Genomic DNA, 24224 nt, shown 5'->3' with positions numbered 1-24224 from the left:
TCGGCGCCCACGTGCCCCGCGGGAGCGTCCGGCACACCCGTCCGGGGTGGCCGCGTCCCCGGGCGGGCGCCCGCCGGGCATGCTCGCCGGGTGCCCCTCGTGCTGGTGTTCCTGCTCCTCGTCGCGCTGGTGCTGCCGCTGCTGGCCTGGTCGCTCGCCGGCCGCCGGTTCTGGGCGGACCTGCGCGGCCCGGGCACCCGCGACCTGCGCGCCGAGGTGGTCGCCCGGCACGGGCTGAGCGGCGCCGAGGCCGACACCGTGCAGACGGCGGTGACCCGCGGCCGGCCGGTGGACGACGCGCGGCTGCGCCCGGCGGCCGCCGACTGGGCCGGCACCACGCTGACCGTCCTCGACGAGCAGCACGCCGCGCACGCCGGGCGCGACCGCGCCGCCTCCGTCGTCCTCGGCCTGGCCGGGCTGTGCCTGCTGGCCGCGGTGGTGCTGGCCGTCGTGCTCGACGCGGGCGGGGTGGTCTACCTGCTGGTGGTGCTCGCCGCGGGGGCGATCGGCAACCTGGCGCTGCTCCCGGCGACGGTCCGGCGCAACCTGCGGCGGGCGCGCGCCGCCAACGGGGGATGACGTCCCGCTTCCCTCCGCCGGCGGGTGTGGTTAGGCTTCCCTTACCGTCGTCTCGAAGGAGAGCCATGACCACCTGCCCGGGTTCTCCGGCGCTCTCCGTCGCCGGCGCCCCCGAACGGGCCCGCACCGCCGCGACCCGCAGCGCCGCGGCGCTGTGCGTCGCCGGCCGCGAGCCCAGCCGCCCCCTCGCGCACGCCACCACCGCCGCCGGGCAGGTGCTCGTGCTCGTCCCCGCCGACGGTGAGGTCGCCGCCGCGCTGGAGGGCGCGCCGGACCGGGACGTCTCGGCGCTGCTGATGGTCAGCGACCGCGCCCCGGTGCCGCTGCGCGACCCGGTGCGGGCGACGCTGTGGCTGGCCGGCTGGCTCACCCCGGTGCCCGAGATCGACCGGCGTGCGGCCGCGGTCGCCTTCGCCGAGGTCCGGCCCGAGGGCGCGCTGCTCGACGTCGGGACGTCGGCCACGCTGCTGCGGCTGGACCTCGCCGAGGTCGTGCTGCGCGAGGGCGACGCCTGCACCGAGGTCTCGCCGGGCGAGTTCGCCGCCGCCCGCCCCGACCCGCTCGCCGCCGTCGAGGCGCGGATGCTGCAGCACCTCGACCGCGACCACCCCGACGTGCTCGCCGTCCTGCGCAGCCGGGTGCCGGCCGGGCCGGGGGAGACGGTGCGCCCGCTGGGCGTCGACCGGTTCGGCTACCGGCTGCGGGTGGAGCGGCCGGGCGGGCACCGCGACGTCCGGGTGCCCTTCCCGCGGCCGCTCACCTGCCCCGGCCAGCTGCGCGCGGCGACGTCCCAGCTGCTGTGCGCCCTCCGCGCGGGCCTCGCCCGCCGCGACTAGTCCTCCGGGTGGCAGAAATGGCCATCTCTGCCACCCGACTCAGGCGTCCAGGTTCTCGCGGAGGAGGGTGGCCAGGCGGGTGCGCCGCGGGCGGACGTCGACCTCCCGCACCGCCCGGGCCAGCGCCGCGCCCGAGGCGTGCACGATCGACAGGTGCTGCTGCGCCCGGGTGAGCGCGGTGTAGACCAGCGGCCGCGACAGCATCCCGCCCGCCTCCGGCGGCAGCACCACGACGACGCCCGGCCACTCCGAGCCCTGCGCGCGGTGCACGGTGATCGCCCAGCCGTGCCGCAGGTCGGGCAGCGCGTCGCCGGTCACCGTCACCGGGCCGGAGGAGAAGTCCACGGTCAGCGAGCCCTCGCCGGTGCCGGTGACCACGCCGACCTCGCCGTTGGCGAACCCGATCGGCTCGAGGTCGAGGTGGTTGGCGGTGGCCACCACCCGGTCGCCGACGTCGAAGCCGAACACCGTGCCGTCGCCGGGGTTGAGCCGCTCCTTGAGCGCCTTGTTCAGCTCGATCGTCCCGGCCGGGCCGCGGTGCACCGGCGTCACCACCTGCACGTTGCGCGGGTCGATCCCCAGCGCCCGCGGGATCGAGTCGGTCACCAGCTGCACCACCCGCCGGGCCGCCTCGCCGCTGCCGGTCGCCGGCACGACGACGACCTCGCGGTCGGGGGAGTCCACCGGCGGCAGCTGCCCGGTGCGGACCGCACTCGCCAGCCGGGCGATCGCACCGCCCTCGGCCTGCCGGTAGAGCGTGGTCAGCTCGGTCACCGGGACGACGCCGGAGTCGATGAGGTCGCCGAGCACGTGGCCGGGGCCGATCGAGGGCAGCTGCGCGGGGTCGCCGACCAGCAGCAGGTGGGTGCCGTCGGGGCAGGCCTCGACCAGCGCCGCGGTCAGCTCGACGTCGAGCATCGACGCCTCGTCCACCACGACGACGTCGGCGTCCAGCGGCCACTCCTCGTTGCGGGCGAACCCGCCGCCGAAGCCCTGCGCGCCGAGCAGCCGGTGCACGGTGACCGCCGGGTGGTCGGTGAGCTCCTCCAGCCGCTTGGCCGCCCGGCCGGTGGGCGCGGCCAGCGCCACCTCGGTGCCCTTGGCCCGCAGCAGCCGCACGATCGCGGCCACGGTGCGGCTCTTGCCGGTGCCCGGCCCGCCGGTGAGCAGCGAGACGCCGGCGCCGAGCACCTGCGCCACGGACTGCTTCTGCGCCTCGTCGAGCCCCTTGGACACCGACCGGACGGCGGCCGGGTCGGCGATCCGCTCGGCGGTGGCGGCCAGCCGGGCCACGCCCTCGGCGACGGCCTCCTCGGCCATGCCGAACCGGGCCAGCGACAGCATCCGCAGCGCCGGGTCGGGCTCGGGCAGCTCGTCGAGGTCGGCGTCCTCGTCGAACTCCGGCTCCGGCGGCTCGTGGTCGAGCACCTCGCCCGACTCGACCGCCGCGACGATCGCCGCCGCCGGGTCGGTGACGCCCTCGGCGCGCAGCGCGGCCACGACCAGGTCGGCGGGCAGCACGGTGTGCCCGTCGCGCGACGCCGTCCGCAGGGTCATGACGACGATCGCGCGGCCGCGGCGGGAGTCCTGCCGGTCGGCGCCGGGCAGCAGGGAGATCGCCAGCCGGTCGGCGTCGGTGAGGCTGACGCCGTGCAGGCCCAGCAGCGCCCACGGGTCGTCGCGCAGGCGCCGCGCGGCGTCGTCACCGAGGGCGTCGGCGGCCGAGGACGCCAGCTTCGCCTCCAGCCCGGCCCGCACCAGCAGCTCGACCACGCCGTAGGTGGGCTGCGCGGACAGGAACGAGGAGAACAGCCGCTCGGCGCGCTGCTTGCCGACCCGCGGCATCTTCAGCAGCTTCGCGGCGGTGACGTCGTCGGGGGAGGTGATGCCGGCGGCGGGCAGCTCGGCGGCCGCGCGCTTGCCCAGGCCCGGCCACAGGCCGGCGGCGACGAAGGCGGCGAAGACGGGGTCGGGGGCGGGAGCGGTGCTCACGGAGATCGTGGTCATCGGGCGGTGCGCTGGTCCGGGTAGGAGAAGTGCGGCGCGGAGACGTCCTCCAGCGCCGTGCGGATGGCCGCGGGCAGCCGGACGCTCTCGGCGTCGAGCGAGGCCTGCAGCTGGACGGCGGTGCGGGCGCCGACGACGGGCGCGGCGACGCCGGGGCGGTCGCGCACCCAGGCCAGCGCCACCGCCAGCGGGGTGGTGCCGAGGCCGTCGGCGGCGGTGGCGACCGCCTCGACGATCCGGTCGGCGGTGGCCGAGCGCAGGTCGTCGACGAACCCGGCCCACTGCGGCGAGGCCCCGCGCGACTCCGGCGGGGTGCCGGTGCGGTACTTGCCGGTGAGCAGCCCCCGGCCCAGCGGGGACCAGGCCAGCACGCCCAGCCCCAGCGCCTCGGCGGCGGGGACGACCTCCCGCTCGACGCCGCGCTGCAGCAGCGAGTACTCGACCTGGGTGCTCACCAGCGGCGTGCGCCCGGGCCAGGCGCGCTGCCAGGTGGCGGCCTGCGCGGTCTGCCAGCCGGTGTAGTTGCTCACCCCGACGTACCGGACGCGGCCGCTGGCGACGGCGGCGTCGCAGGCGGCGAGGGTCTCCTCGACGGGGGTGTGGTCGTCCCAGGCGTGCAGCTGCCACAGGTCGACGTGGTCGACGCCCAGGCGGGCCAGCGACGCGTCGAGGGCGGCCAGCAGGTGCCCGCGGGAGGCGCCGCGGCCCAGCGGCCCGGGCCCGGTGCGGCCCACGGCCTTGGTCGCCACGAGCACCTCCGACCGCGGGACGACGTCGGCCAGCAGCCGGCCCAGGGTCCGCTCGCTGTCGCCGTCGCAGTAGACGTCGGCGGTGTCGACGAGCGTGCCGCCGGCGTCGACGAACGCGGTGAGCTGCAGCGCCGCCTCGTCCTCGTCGGTGTCCCGGCCCCAGGTCATGGTGCCCAGCGCCAGCCGGGAGACGACCAGGCCGCTGCGTCCCAGCGCCCGTTGTTCCACGACCGGCCAACCTACCGTCGCGGGCCGACACCGGCCGGTGGGCGCGGCGGTGTGAGGACGGCGACCCGCGTGGTGCCCGGCCGGTCCCGGGGGGACCGACCTAGGCTGTCCTCCCGTGCTCCGACGGAACCCGCGCACCGCGTCCCGCCCGACCCCCGGACCCCGGGGCTGAGCGGCGGTGGGGTGGTTCGAGGCCGTCGTCCTGGGGCTGGTGCAGGGGCTGACGGAGTTCCTGCCGATCTCCTCCAGCGCGCACCTGCGCGTCGTCGGGGAGGCCGCGGGCTGGGGTGACCCGGGCGCGGCGTTCACCGCGATCACGCAGATCGGCACCGAGGCCGCGGTGCTCCTCTACTTCCGCAAGGACATCGCGCGGATCGTCGTCGCCTGGCTGCGGGCGCTGCGGCACCGGTCGCGGCGGTCGGACCCCGACGCCCGCATGGGCTGGCTGATCATCGTCGGCAGCATCCCGATCGTCGTCCTCGGCCTGCTGTTCCAGGACGACATCGAGACGACGTTCCGCGACCTGCGCATCGTGGCCATCTCGCTGGTCGCGTTCTCGCTGGTCCTGTACTGGGCCGACCGGGTGGGCCGCAAGAGGCGCGAGCTGGCCGACCTCAGCGTCCGCGACGGGCTGCTGTTCGGCCTGGCCCAGGCGATGGCGCTGGTGCCGGGCGTGTCCCGCTCCGGCGGCACGATCACCATGGGCCTGTTCCTCGGCTACACCCGCGCGGCCGCCGCCCGGTACTCGTTCCTGCTGGCCATCCCGGCGGTGCTCGGGTCCGGCTTCTTCCAGGTGTACGAGGCGCTCACCGGCGACGTCGCGGGGGAGACCGTCGCCTGGGGGCCGACGATCCTGGCCACGGTCATCGCGTTCGGCGTCGGCCTGTCGGTGATCGCCTGGCTGCTGCGCTACCTCGACCGCGGCACGTTCACGCCGTTCGTCGTCTACCGCGTGGTGCTCGGCCTGGCCCTGCTCGCCCTGGTCGGCGTCGGGGTGCTCGCCCCGCGCTAGCGCCTAGGCTCGGGCGTCGTGACCACCGTCATCCTCCTGCGGCACGGCCGGACGACGGCGAACGCCGGCGGCGTGCTGGCCGGCTGGACCCCGGGCGTGCGGCTCGACGAGACCGGGCAGGAGCAGGCGGCCGCGGTGGCCCGGCGGCTGGCGCCGGTGCCGCTGGCCGCGGTGGTCAGCAGCCCGCTGGAGCGCTGCCGGCAGACCGCCGAGGCCGTCCTCGCCGACCGCGACCTGCCGCTGCAGGCCGACGACCGGCTCGGCGAGGCCCGCTACGGCGACTGGACCGGCCGGCCGCTGAAGGAGCTGGCCGAGGACCCGATGTGGAAGGTCGTGCAGCAGCACCCCTCCGCCGCGGTCTTCCCCGGCCCGGAGGGGGAGGGGCTGGCGCAGACCCAGGCCCGCGCGGTGGCCGCCGTCCGCGAGTGGAACGCCCGGCTGGGACCCGACGCGTTGTGGCTGGCGTGCAGCCACGGCGACGTCATCAAGGCCGTCCTCGCCGACGCCCTCGGCCTGCACCTGGACGCCTTCCAGCGGATCGTCGTCGACCCGGCGTCGATCTCGGTCGTCACCTACACCGAGACCCGGCCCTTCGTCGTCCGGATGAACGACACCGGCGGCGACGTCGCGGCGCTCCTCCCGAAGGAGGGCGAGGCCGACTCCGACGCCGTGGTGGGCGGCGGCGCCGGGGCGGCCACGACCTGAACGCAACCGTCCGCCTCCCCGCGTAACCTGGGCGCGTGCCTCGCCAGGTCTTCCGCTTCGACCGCCCGTCCCGGTTCGTCGCCGGCACGGTGGGCCAGCCCGGGGACCGCACCTTCTACCTGCAGGCGTCCGACGCCGAGGGGCGCGTGGTCAGCGTCGCGCTGGAGAAGTCGCAGGTGCAGGTCCTCGCCGAGCGCATGGACGAGCTGCTCGACGAGATCGCCACCCGCCCCGGCACCGCCGTCCCCGCCACCGCTGACGTCGACGACCTCGAGCCGCTCACCGCGCCCGTCGACGAGGAGTTCCGCGTGGCCGCCATGGGCCTGGCCTGGGACGGCGAGGCGCAGGCCGTCGTCGTCGAGGCCGTGGCCGCCACCGACGAGCCGGTCGACGAGGAGACGATCCTGTCCGACGCCGAGGAGGGCCCCGACGCGCTGCGGGTGACCATCACCCCCGGCGCCGCCCGCTCGTTCGTGGCCCGTGCCCGCCGCGTCGTCGCCGCCGGCCGGCCCGCGTGCCCGCTGTGCTCCCTGCCGCTGGACCCGACCGGGCACGTCTGCCCCCGGCAGAACGGCTACCGCCGCTGATCCGCGGACGACGGCGATGAGCGAGCCCGCGGAGGACCTCCGCGCCCCGGCCACCGCCGCCGAGGCGCGTGTCCTGCTGCGCGAGGGCGAGATCGACGTCGAGGGCCGCATGCTCGACGCGAGCAACGTGACGCTGTTCGGCACCGTCCGCACCGGCACGCTCGAGGCCGAGTGCGTCTACAAGCCGGTCGCCGGCGAGCGGCCGCTGTGGGACTTCCCCGACGGCACCCTCGCCGGGCGCGAGGTGTCGGCGGCGCTGGTCAGCGAGGCCACCGGCTGGGACATCGTGCCGCCCACCGTGCTGCGCGAGGGCCCGTTCGGCCCCGGCATGGTGCAGCTGTGGATCGACGGCGACCCGGACGTCGACCTGGCCGCGTTCGTCCGCTCCGACCACCCGGGCCTGCGGCGGATGGCGGTGTTCGACGCCGTCGTGAACAACGCCGACCGCAAGGGCGGGCACATCATCCCGACGACGTCGGGCCACGTGTACGGCGTCGACCACGGCATCTGCTTCTCCACGGACCCGAAGCTGCGCACCCTGCTGTGGCGCTGGGCGGGCAAGCCGCTGCTGCTGGAGGCGCTGGCGGTGCTCGAGCGGCTGGCCGACGACCTGCGCGGCGACCTCGGCGAGGCGCTGCACGAGCACCTGACCCGCCGCGAGGTCCGGTGCACGCAGCAGCGGGTGGCCGAGCTGCTGCGCACGCAGGTGCACCCCGAGCCGTCGGGGGACTGGCCCGCCCTGCCCTGGCCCCCCTTCTGACCCGCCGCGCCCGCTGACGGTGTGCGCCGACGCCGCATCCCGGGCGCCGGGACGCGGCCTCGGCGCACACACCCGGGACCGACCGGCCCCCGTGGGCTCAGGACAGGTCGACCGCGGCGATCATCGCGGCCGCCTGGAGGCCGTCGCCGTCGACGGTGAGCACCTCCAGCGGCACCCGCCGCCAGCAGGCCAGCAGCAGGTCCCCGGCGGTGCCGCGCAGCGTGGCCACCGGCTGCGGCCGGGTGCCGGCGAACAGCGTCCGCTCCACACCGGCGTCGACGGCGTGCAGCACCACCGGGTGCGCGCCCTCGGGCGGGCCGTCGGGCAGCGCGCCGGGCACCATCACCTCCAGCCACTCGTCGATGCCGTCGAGGCCGACGTCGGGAGGGATGGGCCGGACGTCGCCGAGCACCTGCTCGACGTCGACGGTGTGGACGACGGCCTCCTGCACCTGGCGGCGGAGCACGAAGCCGACGTCCTGCCGCGGCGCCCAGGTCCACACCCGCTCGGCGGGGTCGGCGCCGGCCAGCGCGGCCTCCAGCTCCGCGGACTGCCCCGCCGCCCAGCCCAGCAGCTCGTCGTCGGGACGGCGCCGCGGCTCCACGTACCCGCCGGGGTCCTGGGCGCGGGTGCGGACCACCCAGGCCCAGAAGTGCTGGACCGTGCCGAGGTGCCAGACCAGGTCGGCCAGCGTCCAGCCGGGACACGCGGCCACCGGGGCGGTCCAGCCGCCGGCCAGCACGGCCTCGGCGGCGGCGTCGGCGAACCGGGCGTCGGTGCGGCGCAGCACCGGCAGGTAGCCCGACAGCTCCATCGCGGCCTCCTCGCGCGGGGACGGGCCCCGACGCTAGCCCGTCAGCGGGCCCACAGGGCCGGCACCGGGCGGGGCGCGGCCCGGCGCAGCAGCAGCGCCGCGGCGGTGCGCTCGTCGAGCACCAGGTCGGTGACCAGCCCGCCGGCGAGCGCCGCGGCCAGCGCGGTGACCTTGTTGACGCCGGCCACCGCGCACACCCGCCGCGGGATGCGGCGCAGCGCCGGCGGGACCAGCCCGCTGGTGCGCGCGTTGATCGGGATGCCCTCCCAGGTCCCGTCGCCGCGCAGGAACACGGTGCACACGTCGCCGACCACCGAGGCCGCGGCGAGGTCGGCGCGGTCGGCGGGGCCGAGGTAGCCCTCCGCCCAGACCCGGCTCGGCACCGGGCCGGCCATCGCGCCGACGCCGAACAGCGCGACGTCGGCGGACTGCTGGATCGCCAGCACCCGGCGCACGCTGCGCTCGCGCCACATCGCCTGCCGGGTCTCGGACCGGTCGAAGAACGCCGGCACGGGGAAGTGGTGCACCTGCGCGTCCCAGGCGGTGCCGAACCGGCCGAGGACGTCGCTGCCGTAGCCGACGCCGCTGCTGTGGGTGTTCATCGCCCCGTTGAGCTGGACGACGTGCGCGTCCCGCAGCGGGCGGGCCCGCAGGTGCTGGCCGACGGCGCTGGTGGTGGTGCCCCACGCCAGCCCGAGCGTCATCCCGTCGCCCATCGCCTCGTCGAGGACCGCCGCGGTCCGGTCGGCGACCAGTTGCAGCCGGGCGACGTCGGGGGCGTCCTCGGGCACCGCGACCACACGCGCCGTGACGCCGAACCGGGCGCCGAGCTCGCCCGCCATCGAGGCTGCACGTCCGTGCACGGCGCTGACCGAGACCGTGACGATGCCCAGCGCCCGCGCGGCGTCGAGCATCCGGGACACCGTGGACCGCGAGACCCCCTCCTCGGCGGCGATGTCCTCCATCCGCACGCGGTCCAGCCAGTACCGGCGGGCCACCCGCTCGAGGTCCTCGTCGGCCGGCACGCCCCGCTCCCTCCCGGCGCGGGCGACCCCGCGCACCGGCCCCACGCTAACGCCGTCGTGCACGGACGTGCAGGTGGTTGCCCTGCGCGGCCAACAGGTGCAGGTTGACCCTCGTCCCCGGGTGCCGGCACCCCGCCGGCGCCCCGCACCGCCCCCGCACCACCTCAGGAGTGCCCGGTGTCCACAGCCCTCTCGCCCGAGGTCCGCACCTCCGCCCTCGACCGCATGTCCCGCGACGTCCTGGACGTCCTGGTCATCGGCGGCGGGGTCACCGGGGCCGGGGCCGCGCTCGACGCGGCCAGCCGCGGCCTGACGGTCGGCCTGCTCGAGCAGCGCGACTGGGCCTCGGGCACCTCGAGCCGGGCCAGCAAGCTGGTGCACGGCGGGCTCCGCTACCTGGAGATGCTCGACTTCGCGCTGGTCCGCGAGGCGCTGCACGAGCGCGGCCTGCTCGTCGGCCGGCTCGCCCCGCACCTGGTGCACCCGGTGCCCTTCCTCTACCCGATCCGGCACCGCGTGTGGGAGCGCGCCTACATCGGCGCGGGCATCGCCCTCTACGACACCCTCGGCGGCCTGCTCGGCCGCCGCGACGGCCACGGCGTCCCGCTGCACCGGCACCTGTCGAAGAAGGCGCTGCACCGGGTGGCGCCCTCGCTCAAGGACGACGTCGCCGTCGGCGCCATCCGCTACTGGGACGCCAAGGTCGACGACGCCCGCCTCGTGCAGGTGCTGGTGCGCACCGCGGTCGGGCACGGCGCGCTGGCCGCCAGCCGCACCCAGGTCACCGGCTACCTGGAGGAGGACGGCCGGGTCGCGGGCGTGCGCGCGGTGGACCTCGAGACCGGCCGCGAGCTCACCGTCCGCGCCCGCCACGTCGTCGGCGCCACCGGGGTGTGGACCGACCAGACGGAGGAGCTCTTCCGCGCCCAGGGCCTGACCGTGCGCGCCTCCAAGGGCGTGCACATCGCCGTCCCGCGCGAGGCGATCGCCGGCGAGGACGGCTTCATCCTGCGCACCGAGAAGAGCGTGCTGTTCATCATCCCGTGGCCGACGCACTGGGTGATCGGCACCACCGACACCCCGTGGGACCTGGCCAAGGACCACCCGGTCGCCTCGGCCGCCGACGTCGACTACCTGCTCGACCACGCCAACGCGGTGCTCGACCGCCCGCTCACCCGCGACGACGTCCTGGGCGTCTACACCGGCCTGCGCCCGCTGCTGCAGCCGGTCGACGAGGAGGCCGGCGGGACGACCCGGGTCTCCCGCGAGCACACCGCCGCCACCGTGCGGCCGGGCCTGACCATGATCGCCGGCGGCAAGTACACGACCTACCGCGTCATGGCCCGCGACGTCGTGGACATGGCGCTGCGCGACCGGGCGCCCGGCGAGGACCCCGACGCGCCGATCCCCGCCTCGCTCACCGAGGAGCTGCCGCTGGTGGGCGCCGACGGCTACCGGGTCCGCTGGAACCGCAAGGCGCACCTGGCCGCCGCGCACGGCTGGACCGAGCAGCGCGTGGAGCACCTGCTCGACCGCTACGGCAGCCTGGTCGACGAGGTCCTCGCCCTGGTCGACGCCGACCCCGAGCTCGGCCGCCCGCTGGAGGGCGCGCCGGACTACCTGCCGGCCGAGGTCGTCTACGCCGTCACCGCCGAGGGCGCCCTGCACCTGGAGGACGTGCTCACCCGCCGCACCCGGCTGTCCTACGAGCAGGCCGACCGGGGCACCGCCTCGGCCCGCGCCGCGGCCGACCTCATGGCGCCGCTGCTCGGCTGGGACGACGCCCAGCGGGAGCGGGAGATCAGCACCTACCTGGCGCGGGTGGAGGCCGAGCGCGCCGCCGAGGCGATGCCCGACGACACCTCGGCCGAGCAGGCGCGGCTGCGCGCACCGGAGATCCGGCCCTTCGCGGACGCCCCCTGAGACCGCGGGCCGGCGGGGCGTCCCGCCGGCCCGACCCGACCGCCGCTGCCGGAGAGGAGGTGGACAGAGGGCTCGGCACGACCCGCCCGCACCGGGCGGGCCCCATCACGGCACAACCGGACACAGAGAGGTGTCTCAGCGTGTCACTGACCTCCGTCTTCTTCTCCGAGGTGCTCGGCACCGCGATCCTGCTGCTCTTCGGCGTCGGCGTCGTCGCCAACGTCCTGCTCACCGACTCCAAGGGGCACGGCGGCGGCTGGCTGCTCATCAACTTCGGCTGGGGCCTGGGCGTCTTCGCCGGCGTCTACGCGGCCTACCGCAGCGGCGCCCACCTCAACCCGGCGGTCACCGTCGGGCTGTGGGCCTTCGGGGCCGACGAGTACGCCCCCGGCGTCGACGTCACGTTCGGCAGCACCCTGGTCTACTTCGCCGGCGAGTTCGTCGGCGCGTTCCTCGGCGCCGTCGTCGCCTGGCTCGCCTACCAGAAGCACTACGCCCGGCACGACGAGCCCGGGGAGATCCTCGCGACCTTCTCCACGGGCCCGGCGATCCGCGCCCTCCCGTGGAACGCGCTCACCGAGGCCATCGGCACCTTCGTGCTCGTCTACATCATCCTGAAGTTCGGTGACACGCCGAGCCAGATCGGGCCGCTCGCCGTCGCCCTGCTGGTCGTCGGGATCGGCAACTCGCTCGGTGGGCCGACCGGCTACGCGATCAACCCGGCCCGCGACCTGGGGCCGCGGATCGCGCACGCCGTGCTGCCCATCCCGAAGAAGGGCGGCAGCGACTGGGGCTACGCGTGGGTCCCCGTCGTCGGCCCGCTCGTCGGCGGCGCCCTGGCCGGCCTGGTCGCCCAGGGCTTCTGACCGCCCGGCCCGCCGGCCGCCGGCACCGCCCGCCCGCCCGCCCCCGACCCCTGCACCGTCCGCCTGCAACGTCGCACCCGGAGGAACCGTGAGCAGCTACATCGCCGCCATCGACCAGGGCACCACCAGCACCCGCTGCATGGTCTTCGACCACGACGGCGCCGTCGTCGCCGTGGCCCAGAAGGAGCACGCGCAGATCTTCCCGCGCGCCGGCTGGGTCGAGCACGACCCGGTGGAGATCTGGAGCAACGTCCGCGAGGTGGTCGGGCAGGCGCTGGCCCGCGCCGACCTGGTCGGCTCCGACCTCGCCGCCGTCGGCATCACCAACCAGCGCGAGACCACCGTCGTGTGGGACAAGAACACCGGCGAGCCGGTGTACAACGCGATCGTCTGGCAGGACACCCGCACCGACCGCATCGTCACCGAGCTCGGGGAGCTCGGCGGGGGAGCGGACCGGTACAAGGCGAAGGTCGGCCTGCCGCTGGCCACCTACTTCGCCGGGCCGAAGGTGACCTGGATCCTCGACAACGTCGAGGGCGCCCGCGAGCGCGCCGAACGCGGCGACCTGCTCATGGGCACGATCGACAGCTGGCTGCTGTGGCAGATGACCGGCGGCACCGACGGCGGCCTGCACATCACCGACGTCAGCAACGCCTCGCGCACCATGCTCATGGACTACAGCACCCTGGCGTGGGACGAGTCGATCGCCGCCGACATGCGCATCCCCGTGTCGATGCTGCCGGAGATCCGCTCGAACTCCGAGGTCTACGGCGAGGGCCGCAAGGCCGGCGCGCTGGCCGGCGTGCGGATCGCCGGCTCGCTCGGTGACCAGCAGGCGGCCACCTTCGGCCAGGTCTGCTTCCAGAAGGGCATGGCCAAGAACACCTACGGCACCGGCAACTTCCTGCTGCTCAACACCGGCGAGGAGGCGGTGTCGTCGCGCAACGGCCTGCTGACGACGGTCTGCTACCAGATCGGCGGCCGCAAGCCCGTGTACGCGCTGGAGGGCTCGATCGCCGTCACCGGCTCGCTGGTGCAGTGGGTGCGGGACAACCTGCGGCTGATCGGCGGCGCCGGGGAGATCGAGGCGGTGGCCCGCTCGGTGGACGACAACGGCGGGGCCTACTTCGTGCCGGCGTTCTCCGGCCTGTTCGCCCCGCACTGGCGCTCCGACGCCCGCGGCGCGCTGGTCGGGCTCACCCGCTACGTCAACCGCGGCCACCTGGCCCGGGCGGTGCTGGAGGCCACGGCCTACCAGACCCGCGAGGTCGTCGACGCCATGAACGCCGACTCCGGGGTGGCCCTCACCGAGCTGCGGGTCGACGGCGGCATGGTGGTCAACGAGCTGCTCATGCAGTTCCAGGCCGACATCCTCGGCGTCGACGTCGTCCGGCCCCGGATCGCCGAGACGACGGCGCTGGGCGCGGCCTACGCCGCGGGCCTCGCGGTCGGGTTCTGGGCCGACGAGGAGGAGCTCAGCAGCCACTGGGCCGAGGACAAGCGGTGGCGCCCGGAGATGGACCAGGCCACCCGCGACCGGTACTACCGCAAGTGGCAGAAGGCGGTGAGCCGGACCCTCGAGTGGGTCGACGACGACGACCAGTAGGCGACCGGGCCCGCGGGCGCCGTTCCCCGGGTGGGGACGGCGCCCGCGGGCGCGCCGGGTGCGCAACTAGGCTCGATGACGTGCTCAGCTGGCCCGCCCCGCTCCTGCCGACCCTCCCGGGCCCCGGTCCGGTCCTGCGGCTCTACGACACCGCGCGCGGGCAGGTCGTGGACACCGAGCCCGACGCCGTGGCGCGGATGTACGTCTGCGGGATCACCCCCTACGACGCCACCCACCTCGGCCACGCCGCCACCTACCTGGCCTTCGACCTGGTCAACCGGGTGTGGCGGGACGCCGGGCACGCGGTCCACTACGTGCAGAACGTGACCGACATCGACGACCCGCTGCTCGAGCGCGCCGAGCGCGACGGCGAGGACTGGCTCGTCCTCGCCATGCGCGAGACCGCGCTGTTCCGCGAGGACATGACCGCGCTGCGGGTGCTGCCGCCGGAGGACTACGTCGGCGCGGTGGCGGCGATCCCGATGATCGTCGGGCACGTGGAGACGCTGCTCGACGCGGGCCTGGCCTACGTCCTCGACGACGGCACCGGCGACGTCTACCACGACGTCGCGCAGGCACCGGGCTTCGGCGAGGAATCCGGCTACGACGAGGCCACCATGCTCGCGCTGTCCGCCGAGCGCGGCGGGGACCCCGACCGCCCCGGCAAGCGCAACCGGCTCGACCCGCTGCTGTGGCGCGGCGCCCGCGAGGGCGAGCCGTCCTGGCCCGGCCCGCGCGGCGTCGAGGGCCGGCCCGGCTGGCACGTGGAGTGCGCCGCGATCGCGCTGGACACCATCGGCATGGGCTTCGACGTCCAGGGCGGCGGCAGCGACCTGGTCTTCCCGCACCACGAGTACTCCGCCGTCCACGCCGAGGCGCTCACCGGGACCAAGCCCTTCGCCCGGGCCTACGTGCACGCGGCGATGATCGGCCTGGACGGCGAGAAGATGAGCAAGAGCCGCGGCAACCTGGTGTTCGTCTCCAAGCTGCGCGGCCAGGGCGTCGACCCGATGGCCATCCGGCTGGCGCTGCTGTCGGGCCACTACCGCACCGACCGGGCCTGGACGCCGGACCTGCTGTCCGCCGCCGAGGCGCGGCTGGCCACCTGGCGGCGGGCCGCCGCCCGCGACGCCGGCGCCCCCGCCGCGCCGGTGCTGGCCGCGCTGCGCGAGCGGCTGGCCGACGACCTCGACAGCCCCGGCGCGATCGCCGCCGTCGACGCCTGGGCGGCCGCCACGCTGGCCGGGGAGGGCGAGCCCGACGACGGCGCCCCCGCCGTGGTGGCCGACGCCGTCGACGCGCTGCTCGGCATCGAGCTCGACCCCGCGCTGCAGGAGGGCTGATGGGCGGGGGCTTCTGCTTCACCGACCGCGCCGCGCGCGAGCGGGAGGAGCAGGGCCTCGCCCCGGCCGCGGCCCGGTCGGCGGCCACCCGCGGCCGCGCCGTCGACGAGCCGGAGGACCCGCTGCGCACCGCCTTCGAGCGGGACCGGGACCGCATCCTGCACGCCAAGGCCTTCCGCCGGCTCAAGCACAAGACCCAGGTCTTCCTCAACCCCGACGGCGACCACTTCGTCACCCGGCTCACCCACACGCTGCAGGTCACCCAGGTGGCCCGGGCCATCGCCCGCGCGCTGGGGCTCAACGAGACCCTCGCCGAGGCGATCGCGCTGGGCCACGACGTCGGCCACTCGCCGTTCGGGCACATCGGCGAGGACGCCTTCGACCCCTACGTCCCCGGCGGGTGGCACCACGCGGCGCAGGGCGTGCGGATCGTCGAGGTGCTCGAGCACCTGAACCTCACCTGGGAGGTGCGCGACGGCATCCGCGCGCACAGCTGGAAGATCGCCCCGCCGCCGGCCACGCGCGAGGGGGAGTGCGTCCGGTACGCCGACCGGATCGCCTACCTGTCCCACGACGCGCTCGACGCCGTCCGCGCCGGGGTGCTGCGGGTGCCCGACCTGCCCGCCCGCGCCTGCGAGCTGTTCGGCGAGCCGGGCAGCGCGATGGTGGGCGCGATGGTCGACGCCGTCGTCGCCGGGTCCCTCGCCGACGGCGGCCGCGTGGTCATGGCGGACGGGCCGCTGGCCGCGATGGACGAGCTGCGGACGTTCATGTTCCGGCGGGTCTACCTGTCCGAGACCGCCGCGGGGCAGAAGCAGCTGGCGGTCGACGTCATCCGCCGGCTGGTCGACCACCACCTCGCCGCGCCCGGCCTCATCCCGGCGTCCTACCGGGACACCGAGGCCGACGTCGTCACCCAGGTCGTCGACTACGTCTCGGGGATGACCGACCGGTACGCGCTGGCCACCCACGACCGGCTCTTCGGCGACGACGCCGCCGCCCGCATGGCCCCGCTGCTGCGCCGCGGGTGAGCGTGCGGATCGGGGTCGCCGGCGCCCCCCGCGCCTGACGCCGGGCCGTTGCCGGGACTGCCCGTGCACTGCCGGTGCTGCAGGACCGGCAGCGCGCGAGGGACGCCCGCACTGCCGCCGTCGCGACCGTTATCCCGAACTTCGTCGCCGCCTCGGCCGGGCGGCGCCGCCACGGGGCGGAGCCGATGCCGGGGGGGCGCTCAGTTGGGGGAGGAGCCGCGACGGCGGAGGTAGCGCTCGAACTCGCGGGCGATCTGGTCGCCGTCGGCCTGGGACAGGTCGCTCTCGGTGGCGCGCTCCTCGAGCGAGCGCACGTACTCGACGACCTCGGCGTCCTCCTGGGCCATCTCGTCGACGGTCTTCGCCCACTCGTCGGCCTGCTGGGGGAGCGCGCCGAGCGGCACGGCAAGCTCCAGCACCTCCTCGACCCGCTGCAGCAGCGCGACGGTGGCCCGCGGCGAGGGCGGCTGGGAGACGTAGTGGGGGACCGCCGCCCAGAAGCTCACCGCCGGCAGGCCGGCCTGCACGCACGCGTCCTGGAAGACGCCGAGGATGCCGGTGGGCCCTTCGTAGCGGGAGGTCTCCAGGCCGTAGGTGCGCGCGGACTCCTGGTCGTAGGCCGAGCCGGAGACCGGGGTGGGCCGGGTGTGCGGCGTGTCGGCGAGCAGGGCGCCCAGCGCCACCACGGTCTGCACGCCGAGCTCCTCGCACAGCTCGATCAGCTCGGCGCAGAACCCGCGCCACCGCATGTTGGGCTCGATCCCGCGGATCAGGACGACGTCGCGGTCGCTGCCCGGCGGGCGGGCCACGGAGATGCGCGTCGTCGGCCACTCGATGCGCCGGCTCACCCCGCCCACCAGCGAGACGGTGGGCCGGTTGACCTGGAAGTCGTAGTAGTCCTCGGGGTCGAGCGCCGCCAGGGGGGTGGCGTCCCAGATGAGCTCCAGGTGCTCGAGCGCCCCGGTGGCGGCGTCCCCGGCGTCGTTCCAGCCCTCGAAGGCGACCACCGCCACCGGCCGGTTCAGCTGGGGCAGTTCCTCGGGAGCTGACTTCGGGTCGATCACCCCTGCGAGCCTACGTCGGTCGGGCCGCCCGACCGGGGTGCAGCGGGATGGGAAGATGTCCCGGACGTCCCGGGTTGCTCCCCGGACCACCCGGCTCCGGTGTGGGGCACGCTTGCACAGGAGTTCCCGGCACCGTCCCGAACGCACCCCGAGGATGCCCGTGACCGACGCCCCCGACCTCCGGCCCGACGCGACGGCGGAGCTCACCGCCCTGATGGAGCAGCGGATCCTCGTGCTCGACGGCGCGATGGGGACGGCGATCCAGCGGGACCGCCCGAGCGAGGCCGGCTACCGCGGGGAGCGCTTCGCCGACTGGCCGGTCGACGTCCAGGGCAACAACGACCTGCTGGTGCTCACCCGGCCGGAGCTCGTCGCGGGCATCCACCGCGAGTACCTCGACGCCGGCGCCGACCTGATCGAGACCAACACCTTCAACGCCAACGCCGTCTCGCTGGCCGACTATGGCATGGCCGGGCTCGCCCGCGAGATCAACGTCGCGGCGGCCCGGCTGGCCCGCCGGGAGGCCGACGCGGCCACCGCGCGCACCCCGGGCAGGCCCCGGTACGTCGCCGGCGCGCTGGGCCCGACCACCCGGACGGCGTCCATCTCGCCTGACGTCAACGACCCCGGCGCCCGCAACGTCACCTTCCCCGAGCTGGTCGACGCCTACCTGGAGCAGGCCGGCGGCCTGGTCGACGGCGGCGCGGACCTGCTGCTGGTCGAGACGATCTTCGACACGCTCAACGCCAAGGCCGCGATCGTCGCGCTCGAGACGCTGTTCGAGCAGCGCGGCCGCCGCTGGCCGGTGATGATCTCCGGCACGATCACCGACGCCTCCGGCCGGACCCTGTCGGGGCAGACGACCGAGGCGTTCTGGCACTCGGTCCGCCACGTGCGGCCGCTGGTGGTCGGGCTCAACTGCGCGCTGGGCGCCGCGGAGATGCGGCCCTACGTCGCCGAGCTGGCGCGGATCGCCGACGCGTTCGTCTCCTGCTACCCCAACGCCGGGCTGCCCAACGCCTTCGGCGAGTACGACGAGGCGCCGGCCGACACCGCCGGCGTGCTGCACGGCTTCGCCGAGGACGGCTTCGTCAACGTCGTCGGCGGCTGCTGCGGCACCACGCCCGAGCACGTCGCGGCGGTCGCCGCGGCCGTGGACGGGCTGCCGCCGCGCACCCCGCCGGTGGTCCGCCCGGCCCTGCGGCTGTCGGGGCTGGAGCCGCTGACCGTCGACGCCGACTCGCTGTTCGTCAACGTCGGGGAGCGCACGAACATCACCGGCTCGGCCCGCTTCCGCCGGCTGGTCCGCGACGGCGACTACCCGACGGCGCTGGCCGTCGCCCGGCAGCAGGTCGAGGCCGGCGCGCAGGTCATCGACGTCAACATGGACGAGGGCATGATCGACGGCGTCGCGGCGATGACCCGCTTCACCCGGCTGATCGCCGCCGAGCCCGACATCTGCCGCGTGCCGGTGATGGTCGACTCCTCCAAGTGGGAGGTCATCGAGGCCGGCCTCCAGCAGCTGCAGGGCAAGTCGATCGTCAACTCGATCTCGCTGAAGAACGGCGAGGCGGAGTTCGTCGAGCAGGCCCGGCTGTGCCGGAAGTACGGCGCGGCCGTCGTCGTCATGGCCTTCGACGAGGACGGGCAGGCCGACACCCTGGAGCGCCGGCAGCGGATCTGCCGCCGGGCCTACGACATCCTCGTCGACCGGGTCGGCTTCCCCGCCGAGGACGTGATCTTCGACCCGAACGTCTTCGCCGTCGCCACCGGCATCGAGGAGCACGCCCGCTACGGCCTGGACTTCATCGAGGCCACCCGCTGGATCAAGGAGAACCTGCCGGGCGCGCTGGTGTCCGGCGGCGTCTCCAACGTCTCGTTCTCCTTCCGCGGCAACAACCGCGTCCGCGAGGCCATCCACGCCGTCTTCCTCTTCCACGCGATCGCCGCCGGCATGGACATGGGCATCGTCAACGCCGGCGCGCTGGAGGTGTACGAGGAGGTCCCCGAGCGGCTGCGCGAGCGGATCGAGGACGTCGTCCTGGCCCGCCGGCCCGACGCCACCGAGCGGCTGCTGGAGATCGCCGGCGACTACGCCGCCTCCGGCGCGGCCGAGGAGGCCGCCGCCGAGGAGTGGCGGGCGCTGCCGGTCGGGGAGCGGATCACCCACGCGCTGGTGAAGGGCATCGACGAGTTCGTCGAGGCCGACACCGAGGAGCTGCGGCTGGAGATCGCCGCGCGCGGCGGCCGGCCGATCGAGGTCATCGAGGGCCCGCTGATGGGCGGGATGAACGTCGTCGGCGACCTGTTCGGCGCCGGGAAGATGTTCCTGCCGCAGGTGGTGAAGTCCGCGCGGGTGATGAAGAAGGCCGTGGCCCACCTCGTGCCCTTCATCGAGGCGGAGAAGCAGCCCGGCGACGCCGACCGCACCAACGGCACGGTGGTCATGGCGACGGTCAAGGGCGACGTCCACGACATCGGCAAGAACATCGTCGGCGTCGTGCTGCAGTGCAACAACTACGACGTCGTCGACCTCGGCGTCATGGTGCCGGCGCAGAAGGTGCTCGACACCGCCAAGGAGGTCGGTGCCGACGTCATCGGCCTGTCCGGGCTGATCACCCCGTCGCTGGACGAGATGGTCAACCTGGCGGCGGAGATGGAGCGGCAGGGCTTCGAGGTGCCGCTGCTCATCGGCGGGGCGACGACGTCACGGGCGCACACCGCGGTCAAGGTCGCGCCGCGCTACCACGGGCCGGTCATCTGGGTGAAGGACGCGTCGCGGTCGGTGCCCGTCGTCGCGGCGCTGCTGTCCGACGAGCAGCGCCCCGGCCTGCTGGCGGCCACCGACACCGAGTACGCGGCGCTGCGCGAGCGGCACGCCGCGCGCACCGACACCCGCACGCTGCTCCCGCTGGCCGCCGCCCGCGCCGCCGCGCCGGCGCTGGACTGGTCGGCCTACACCCCGCCGCGGCCGCGGATGCTGCTGCAGCAGACCCGCGACGTGTGCGCCGGGCCCGCCTGCGACCACGCGCACGGCCACGCCGACGTCGGCTACACCCGGGTGCTGCGCGACTACCCGCTGGAGGAGCTGCGCGGCTACATCGACTGGCAGCCGTTCTTCACCGCCTGGGAGATGCGCGGCCGGTTCCCCGACCTGCTGCACAACCCGGCCACCGGCGACGCCGCCCGGCGGCTCTACGCCGACGCGCAGGCGATGCTCGACCGGATCGTCGCCGAGCGCTGGCTCACCGCCTCCGGCGTGTTCGGGCTGTTCCCCGCGGCCCGGGTCGACGGCGAGGACGTCGAGGTCTACACCGACGAGTCCCGCACGCGGGTGCGCGCGGTGCTGCACCAGCTGCGGCAGCAGACCGAGGGCCGCGACGGCGCCCCGCGCAAGTCGCTCGCCGACTTCGTCGCGCCGAAGGAGACCGGGCTGCGCGACCACGTCGGCGCCTTCGCCGTCACCGCCGGGCTGGGCTCGGCCGAGCGGGTCGCGGCGTTCAAGGCCGCCCACGACGACTACTCGGCGATCCTGCTCGAGGCGCTGGCCGACCGGCTGGCCGAGGCGTTCGCCGAGCGGCTGCACGAGCGGGTGCGCCGGGAGTTCTGGGGCTACGCCGCCGACGAGCGGCTGGACAACGACGCCCTGATCGCCGAGCGCTACCGCGGCATCCGGCCCGCGCCCGGCTACCCGGCCTGCCCCGAGCACACCGAGAAGCAGACCATCTGGGAGCTGCTCGACGTCGAGGCCGCGATCGGGCTGCAGCTGACCGAGTCGATGGCGATGTGGCCGGGGGCCGCGGTCAGCGGGCTGTACTTCTCGCACCCGCAGGCGCGGTACTTCAACCTGGGCCGGCTGGGCCGCGACCAGGTCGAGGACTACGCCCGCCGCAAGGGCTGGACGCTCGCCGAGGCCGAGCGCTGGCTGGCGCCCAACCTGGGCTACCGCACCGACGAGGAGTAGGAGGACCCCGCTGCCCCCCACGCCTCGCAGGCTCGGCGTGGGCCCCTGCAGCGGGGCCGTTCCAGCTCGTCACCGGTCGGGGACGGTGATCTTGTACTGGGCGATCTTGCGGTAGAGGGTCGCCCGGCCGATGCCGAGCTCCTCGGCGACCCGGGTCATCGTGGTGTCCGGCTCGGTCAGGCACCGCACGATCTCGTCGCGCTCGAGCCGCTCCAGCCGGGACAGCGGCCGGGCGCCGCCGTCGAGCACCTCCGGCGCCAGGTGGTGCACGTCGACGACGTCGGCGCGGGTCACCGCCTCCCGCACCACGCGGCGCAGCTGCGCGACGTTGCCCGGCCAGCCGCAGGCGGCCAGCGCCCGGGCCGCGCGCGGGGTGAACGCCACGTCCCGGTGCCGCTCCTGCCGCGCGGTCCAGGCCGCCAGCGGCAGCACGTCGTCGGTGCGGTCGCGCAGCGGCGGGACCTCGACGACGGCGTCGGCCAGCCGGGCGATCGGCTCGGGCAGCGCCGCGTACTCCGGCGCGGTCAGCACCGCCGGTTGCGGGCGCCCGACGCGGCGGGCCGAGGCCAGCACCTGCGCCAGCTCCCCGGCGGCCCAGGCCGGCAGCCGGTGCAGCCCGGAGACGATCACGCAGGTGTCGGCGTCGCGGAGCTCGGGGGTCCACAGCTCCAGCCACGGGGCGACGTCCCCGGCCTCCGGCGCGCGGGCCTGCAGCAGCCGCTGCCGGCGGGGCAGCCGCCGCCGGGCCAGCGCGGCCGCCGTCGCCTTGCCCGCCCCCTCCTCGCCGACGACGACCGCCAGCCGGCCCGCGGACACCGCGACCGCGGCCCGGTCGACCGCCGCCCGCCACGCGGGGGAGACGCAGGGGTCGCCGTCGTCGGGGGCGAGCGAGCCGCCGACCACGCGGAACACCTCGCCGCGCGGCGCGGGGCGCAGCAGCCGGCCGCCGGAGCGCACCGCCATGAGCGCGCTGGTGGCGCTGGCCGCCGTCTGGGCCAGGCCCAGCAGCAGGTCGGAGGAGGAGGCCGACCAGGTGGTCAGGTTGATGCTGCCGGCCAGCTCGCCGGTGACCGGCTCGAGCACGGGCGCGGCGGCGCAGGTGTAGCCGCGCAGGTCGGTGACCCAGTGGTCGGCGGCCCGCACCAGCGACGGCGCCCGGTCGGCCAGCGACAGGCCCAGGCCGTTGGTGCCGGCGTTGCGCTCGGCGTAGGAGAAGCCCGGCGCCAGGTGCACCCGGTCCAGCGCCCGCTGGATCGCGGTGTCGTCGCCGAGGCGGGCCAGCACGAAGCCGGCGGGGTCGGCGACCATCAGGCTCACCGGCTCGTTGGCGATCGTCGTCTGCAGGTCGGTGAGCACCCGGCGCGCGCACTCGTACAGCAGCGAGCCGGTGTCCGGCGTCCCGGTGAACACCGGCACGACCTCGTCGGGCGGCACGCCGTAGCCCTGGCTGCGCCGCCACGACGCGCGCACCCGCGGGGCGCTGCCCCGGCCGGCCGGCGCGGGGTCGGGCAGCGGCTCCGGTGGGCCGACCAGCTCGTCCACGGTCACCTCCGGACGGCAGGACGCCTGTGTCCCGTGTCACGGGAAGGTACCCGCCGGGAGAGCGCGTGCGGCGTCTCAAAGTGGGACACCGGGACCGTTCGCGGCGGCCGCGTCCCGCCCTAGCGTCGGCGGCGAGCACGTGACCCAGCTCACGACCGGAGCCGACGGAGGCCGACGGATGTACACCAGGGACGGCGAGCAGTACTACGTGGTGGACGCGCACATCGCGCTGTGGGACGCGCGCCCGGAGAACCAGCGCAACGTGCACGGCAAGCAGTTCATCGACTGCTTCTACGACTACCACCGCAACCTCAGCCCGGAGTCCGAGACCTGGGGCTACGAGGAGTACCTGTACCAGGGCGGCGAGCGGCTGATGCGGGACGTGTTCGTCGACGGCATCGTCGACCACGCGATCTTCCAGCCGGCCCGGCTCGCGGAGTTCTACCACCGCGGCTTCGGCCGGACCGAGGAGGCGTTCGCCCTCGCGCAGGCGCACCCGGACAAGCTGACCTACAACCACTACTGGGACCCGCGCGACGGCGAGAACGGCCTGGACGTGCTGCGCGCGAACGCCGAGCGGATGCACCTCACGGGCGTGAAGCTCTACACCGCCGACTGGCACGGCGAGTCCCGGGGCTGGAAGCTCACCGACCCGATGGCCTACCGCTACTTCGAGCTGTGCCGCGAGCTGGGCATCCGCAACATCCACATCCACAAGGGCCCCACGATCCGGCCGCTGGACCGGGACGCCTTCGACGTCGCCGACGTCGACCACGTGGCCAGCGACTTCACCGACCTGACCTTCGTCGTGGAGCACTGCGGGCTGCCGCGGCTGGAGGACTTCTGCTGGATCGCCACCCAGGAGCCCAACGTGTACGCGGGGCTGGCCGTGGCCATGCCGTTCATCCACACCCGGCCGCGCTACTTCGCCCAGATCATGGGCGAGCTCGTCTACTGGCTCGGCGTGGACCGGATCCTGTTCTCCAGCGACTACGCGCTCTGGACGCCGAAGTGGCTGGTCGAGGCGTTCGTGGACTTCCAGATCCCGGAGGACATGAGCCCGGAGTACGCGCCGATCACCACCGAGGAGAAGAAGAAGGTGCTCGGCCTCAACGCCGCGCGCCTCTACGACCTGCCGGTGCCCGAGCACCTGCAGGTGCCGCCGGCCGACGAGACCCAGACCGGGCCGCGCGAGCCGGCCGCGGCCGACCTCGCGGGCGTCCGGTGACCGCCGTCCTGCCCGACCTCGCCGGGGCGGTGCGCGCGGCCCTCGGGACCGTCGTCGACCCCGAGCTGGACGAGCCGATCACCGACCTGGGGTTCGTGCGCTCGCTCGCCGTCGACGGCGGGACCGTCGAGGTGCACCTGCGGCTGCCGACGTCGTTCTGCGCGCCGAACTTCGCCTGGCTGATGGTGTCCGACGCGCACGACGCCGTCAGCGGCGTCCCCGGGGTGTCGCGGGGGGGGGGGGGGGGGGGGGGGGGGGGGGGGGGGGGGGGGGGGGGGGGGGGGGGGGGGGGGGGGGGGGGGGGGGGGGGGGGGGGGGGGGGGGGGGGGGGGGGGGGGGGGGGGGGGGGGGGGGG

The 24224-nt window shown here is 75.5% G+C and carries 20 protein-coding genes; 14 read left to right on the top strand and 6 right to left on the bottom strand.

Going from position 1 to position 24224, the window contains the following annotated elements:
• The first annotated feature begins 90 nt into the window (after positions 1-90).
• Entirely contained in the window at positions 91-579 is a 489-nt protein-coding gene (locus ACI8AA_RS12040; RefSeq protein WP_457044648.1) for a hypothetical protein, read from the top strand.
• A 65-nt stretch (positions 580-644) separates the two neighbouring features.
• Entirely contained in the window at positions 645-1415 is a 771-nt protein-coding gene (locus ACI8AA_RS12035) for a DUF2470 domain-containing protein (protein ID WP_457044647.1), read from the top strand.
• A gap of 39 nt (positions 1416-1454) precedes the next feature.
• Here the strand turns inward: ACI8AA_RS12035 and ACI8AA_RS12030 are convergent, their stop codons facing one another.
• Positions 1455-3422 (bottom strand): AAA family ATPase, encoded by a 1968-nt coding sequence (locus ACI8AA_RS12030; protein WP_457044646.1) that lies wholly within the window; start codon positions 3420-3422, stop codon positions 1455-1457.
• Positions 3419-4399: an aldo/keto reductase gene (locus ACI8AA_RS12025; protein WP_457044645.1), complete on the bottom strand. Its 981-nt coding sequence runs from the start codon at positions 4397-4399 to the stop codon at positions 3419-3421. The genes ACI8AA_RS12030 and ACI8AA_RS12025 overlap by 4 nt, the downstream gene beginning before the upstream one ends.
• A 178-nt stretch (positions 4400-4577) precedes the next feature.
• Between ACI8AA_RS12025 and ACI8AA_RS12020 the strand changes: the two genes are divergently transcribed.
• From ACI8AA_RS12020 to ACI8AA_RS12005, 4 genes are read left to right on the top strand one after another with little or no spacing between them, the layout of a single operon-like run.
• Positions 4578-5411: an undecaprenyl-diphosphate phosphatase gene (locus ACI8AA_RS12020; protein WP_457044644.1), complete on the top strand. Its 834-nt coding sequence runs from the start codon at positions 4578-4580 to the stop codon at positions 5409-5411.
• An 18-nt stretch (positions 5412-5429) separates the two neighbouring features.
• Positions 5430-6116, top strand: a complete 687-nt coding sequence (locus ACI8AA_RS12015; RefSeq protein ID WP_457044643.1) for a histidine phosphatase family protein — start codon at positions 5430-5432, stop codon at positions 6114-6116.
• Between the two features lie 35 nt (positions 6117-6151).
• On the top strand, positions 6152-6703 hold the full coding sequence (locus ACI8AA_RS12010) for a DUF3090 family protein (protein WP_457044642.1): 552 nt from the start codon (positions 6152-6154) through the stop codon (positions 6701-6703).
• Between the two features lie 16 nt (positions 6704-6719).
• Complete coding sequence (locus tag ACI8AA_RS12005) at positions 6720-7463, top strand: SCO1664 family protein (RefSeq protein WP_457044641.1); 744 nt, start codon at positions 6720-6722, stop codon at positions 7461-7463.
• Positions 7464-7560: 97 nt separating this feature from the next.
• Here ACI8AA_RS12005 and ACI8AA_RS12000 read toward each other — a convergent pair whose 3' ends face one another.
• The gene (locus ACI8AA_RS12000) at positions 7561-8277 is read right to left on the bottom strand and encodes a maleylpyruvate isomerase family mycothiol-dependent enzyme (RefSeq protein WP_457044640.1); all 717 of its coding nucleotides are present in this window, start codon (positions 8275-8277) and stop codon (positions 7561-7563) included.
• A gap of 41 nt (positions 8278-8318) precedes the next feature.
• Positions 8319-9338, bottom strand: a complete 1020-nt coding sequence (locus ACI8AA_RS11995; RefSeq protein WP_457044639.1) for a sugar-binding transcriptional regulator — start codon at positions 9336-9338, stop codon at positions 8319-8321.
• Between the two features lie 141 nt (positions 9339-9479).
• On the opposite strand from ACI8AA_RS11995, the gene ACI8AA_RS11990 reads away from it, so the two are divergent.
• From ACI8AA_RS11990 to ACI8AA_RS11970, 5 genes are all read left to right on the top strand, one after another.
• Entirely contained in the window at positions 9480-11225 is a 1746-nt protein-coding gene (locus tag ACI8AA_RS11990) for a glycerol-3-phosphate dehydrogenase/oxidase (RefSeq protein ID WP_457044638.1), read from the top strand.
• 140 nt (positions 11226-11365) lie between these two features.
• The gene (locus tag ACI8AA_RS11985) at positions 11366-12091 is read left to right on the top strand and encodes an MIP/aquaporin family protein (RefSeq protein WP_457044637.1); all 726 of its coding nucleotides are present in this window, start codon (positions 11366-11368) and stop codon (positions 12089-12091) included.
• 88 nt (positions 12092-12179) lie between these two features.
• A complete protein-coding gene (gene glpK / locus ACI8AA_RS11980) occupies positions 12180-13697 on the top strand; it encodes a glycerol kinase GlpK (protein ID WP_457044636.1) in 1518 nt (505 codons plus the stop codon).
• 80 nt (positions 13698-13777) lie between these two features.
• Positions 13778-15040: a cysteine--1-D-myo-inosityl 2-amino-2-deoxy-alpha-D-glucopyranoside ligase gene (gene mshC, locus ACI8AA_RS11975; protein ID WP_457044635.1), complete on the top strand. Its 1263-nt coding sequence runs from the start codon at positions 13778-13780 to the stop codon at positions 15038-15040.
• Positions 15040-16071 carry an HD domain-containing protein gene (locus tag ACI8AA_RS11970; RefSeq protein ID WP_457044634.1) on the top strand — a complete coding sequence of 344 codons (1032 nt, stop codon included), beginning with the start codon at positions 15040-15042 and terminating at the stop codon, positions 16069-16071. The genes mshC and ACI8AA_RS11970 overlap by 1 nt, the downstream gene beginning before the upstream one ends.
• Positions 16072-16271: 200 nt before the next feature.
• Here the strand turns inward: ACI8AA_RS11970 and ACI8AA_RS11965 are convergent, their stop codons facing one another.
• The gene (locus ACI8AA_RS11965; RefSeq protein ID WP_457044633.1) at positions 16272-17135 is read right to left on the bottom strand and encodes a PAC2 family protein; all 864 of its coding nucleotides are present in this window, start codon (positions 17133-17135) and stop codon (positions 16272-16274) included.
• Positions 17136-17295: 160 nt separating this feature from the next.
• Here ACI8AA_RS11965 and metH point away from each other — a divergent pair, with 160 nt between their 5' ends.
• Positions 17296-21099 carry a methionine synthase gene (gene metH / locus ACI8AA_RS11960; RefSeq protein ID WP_457044632.1) on the top strand — a complete coding sequence of 1268 codons (3804 nt, stop codon included), beginning with the start codon at positions 17296-17298 and terminating at the stop codon, positions 21097-21099.
• Between the two features lie 69 nt (positions 21100-21168).
• On the opposite strand, the gene ACI8AA_RS11955 is transcribed toward metH, so the two are convergent.
• Entirely contained in the window at positions 21169-22647 is a 1479-nt protein-coding gene (locus ACI8AA_RS11955; RefSeq protein ID WP_457044631.1) for an AAA-type ATPase lid domain-containing protein, read from the bottom strand.
• A 172-nt stretch (positions 22648-22819) separates the two neighbouring features.
• On the opposite strand from ACI8AA_RS11955, the gene ACI8AA_RS11950 reads away from it, so the two are divergent.
• Together ACI8AA_RS11950 and ACI8AA_RS11945 are read left to right on the top strand one after the other, a co-directional pair.
• Positions 22820-23869, top strand: coding sequence for an amidohydrolase family protein (locus ACI8AA_RS11950; protein ID WP_457044630.1), 1050 nt, complete (start codon positions 22820-22822; stop codon positions 23867-23869).
• Positions 23866-24224, top strand: a 359-nt coding sequence (locus ACI8AA_RS11945) for an iron-sulfur cluster assembly protein (protein ID WP_457044629.1), incomplete at its 3' end; no start/stop codon positions are given. The genes ACI8AA_RS11950 and ACI8AA_RS11945, both read left to right, overlap by 4 nt.

The organism is Geodermatophilus sp. SYSU D01180, assembly GCF_054050415.1.
Note: the sequence above shows the minus strand (reverse complement) of the source record. Positions and strands in the feature narration are given on the sequence as shown.

What these genes read in the sequence shown, in the direction of transcription:
- ACI8AA_RS12035 (WP_457044647.1), top strand. Translation starts at nt 645, where the DNA reads ATGACCACCTGCCCGGGTTCTCCGGCGCTCTCCGTCGCCGGCGCCCCC.
- ACI8AA_RS12030 (WP_457044646.1), bottom strand. Translation starts at nt 3,422, where the DNA reads ATGACCACGATCTCCGTGAGCACCGCTCCCGCCCCCGACCCCGTCTTC.
- ACI8AA_RS12005 (WP_457044641.1), top strand. Translation starts at nt 6,720, where the DNA reads ATGAGCGAGCCCGCGGAGGACCTCCGCGCCCCGGCCACCGCCGCCGAG.
- ACI8AA_RS12000 (WP_457044640.1), bottom strand. Translation starts at nt 8,277, where the DNA reads ATGGAGCTGTCGGGCTACCTGCCGGTGCTGCGCCGCACCGACGCCCGG.
- ACI8AA_RS11970 (WP_457044634.1), top strand. Translation starts at nt 15,040, where the DNA reads ATGGGCGGGGGCTTCTGCTTCACCGACCGCGCCGCGCGCGAGCGGGAG.
- ACI8AA_RS11950 (WP_457044630.1), top strand. Translation starts at nt 22,820, where the DNA reads ATGTACACCAGGGACGGCGAGCAGTACTACGTGGTGGACGCGCACATC.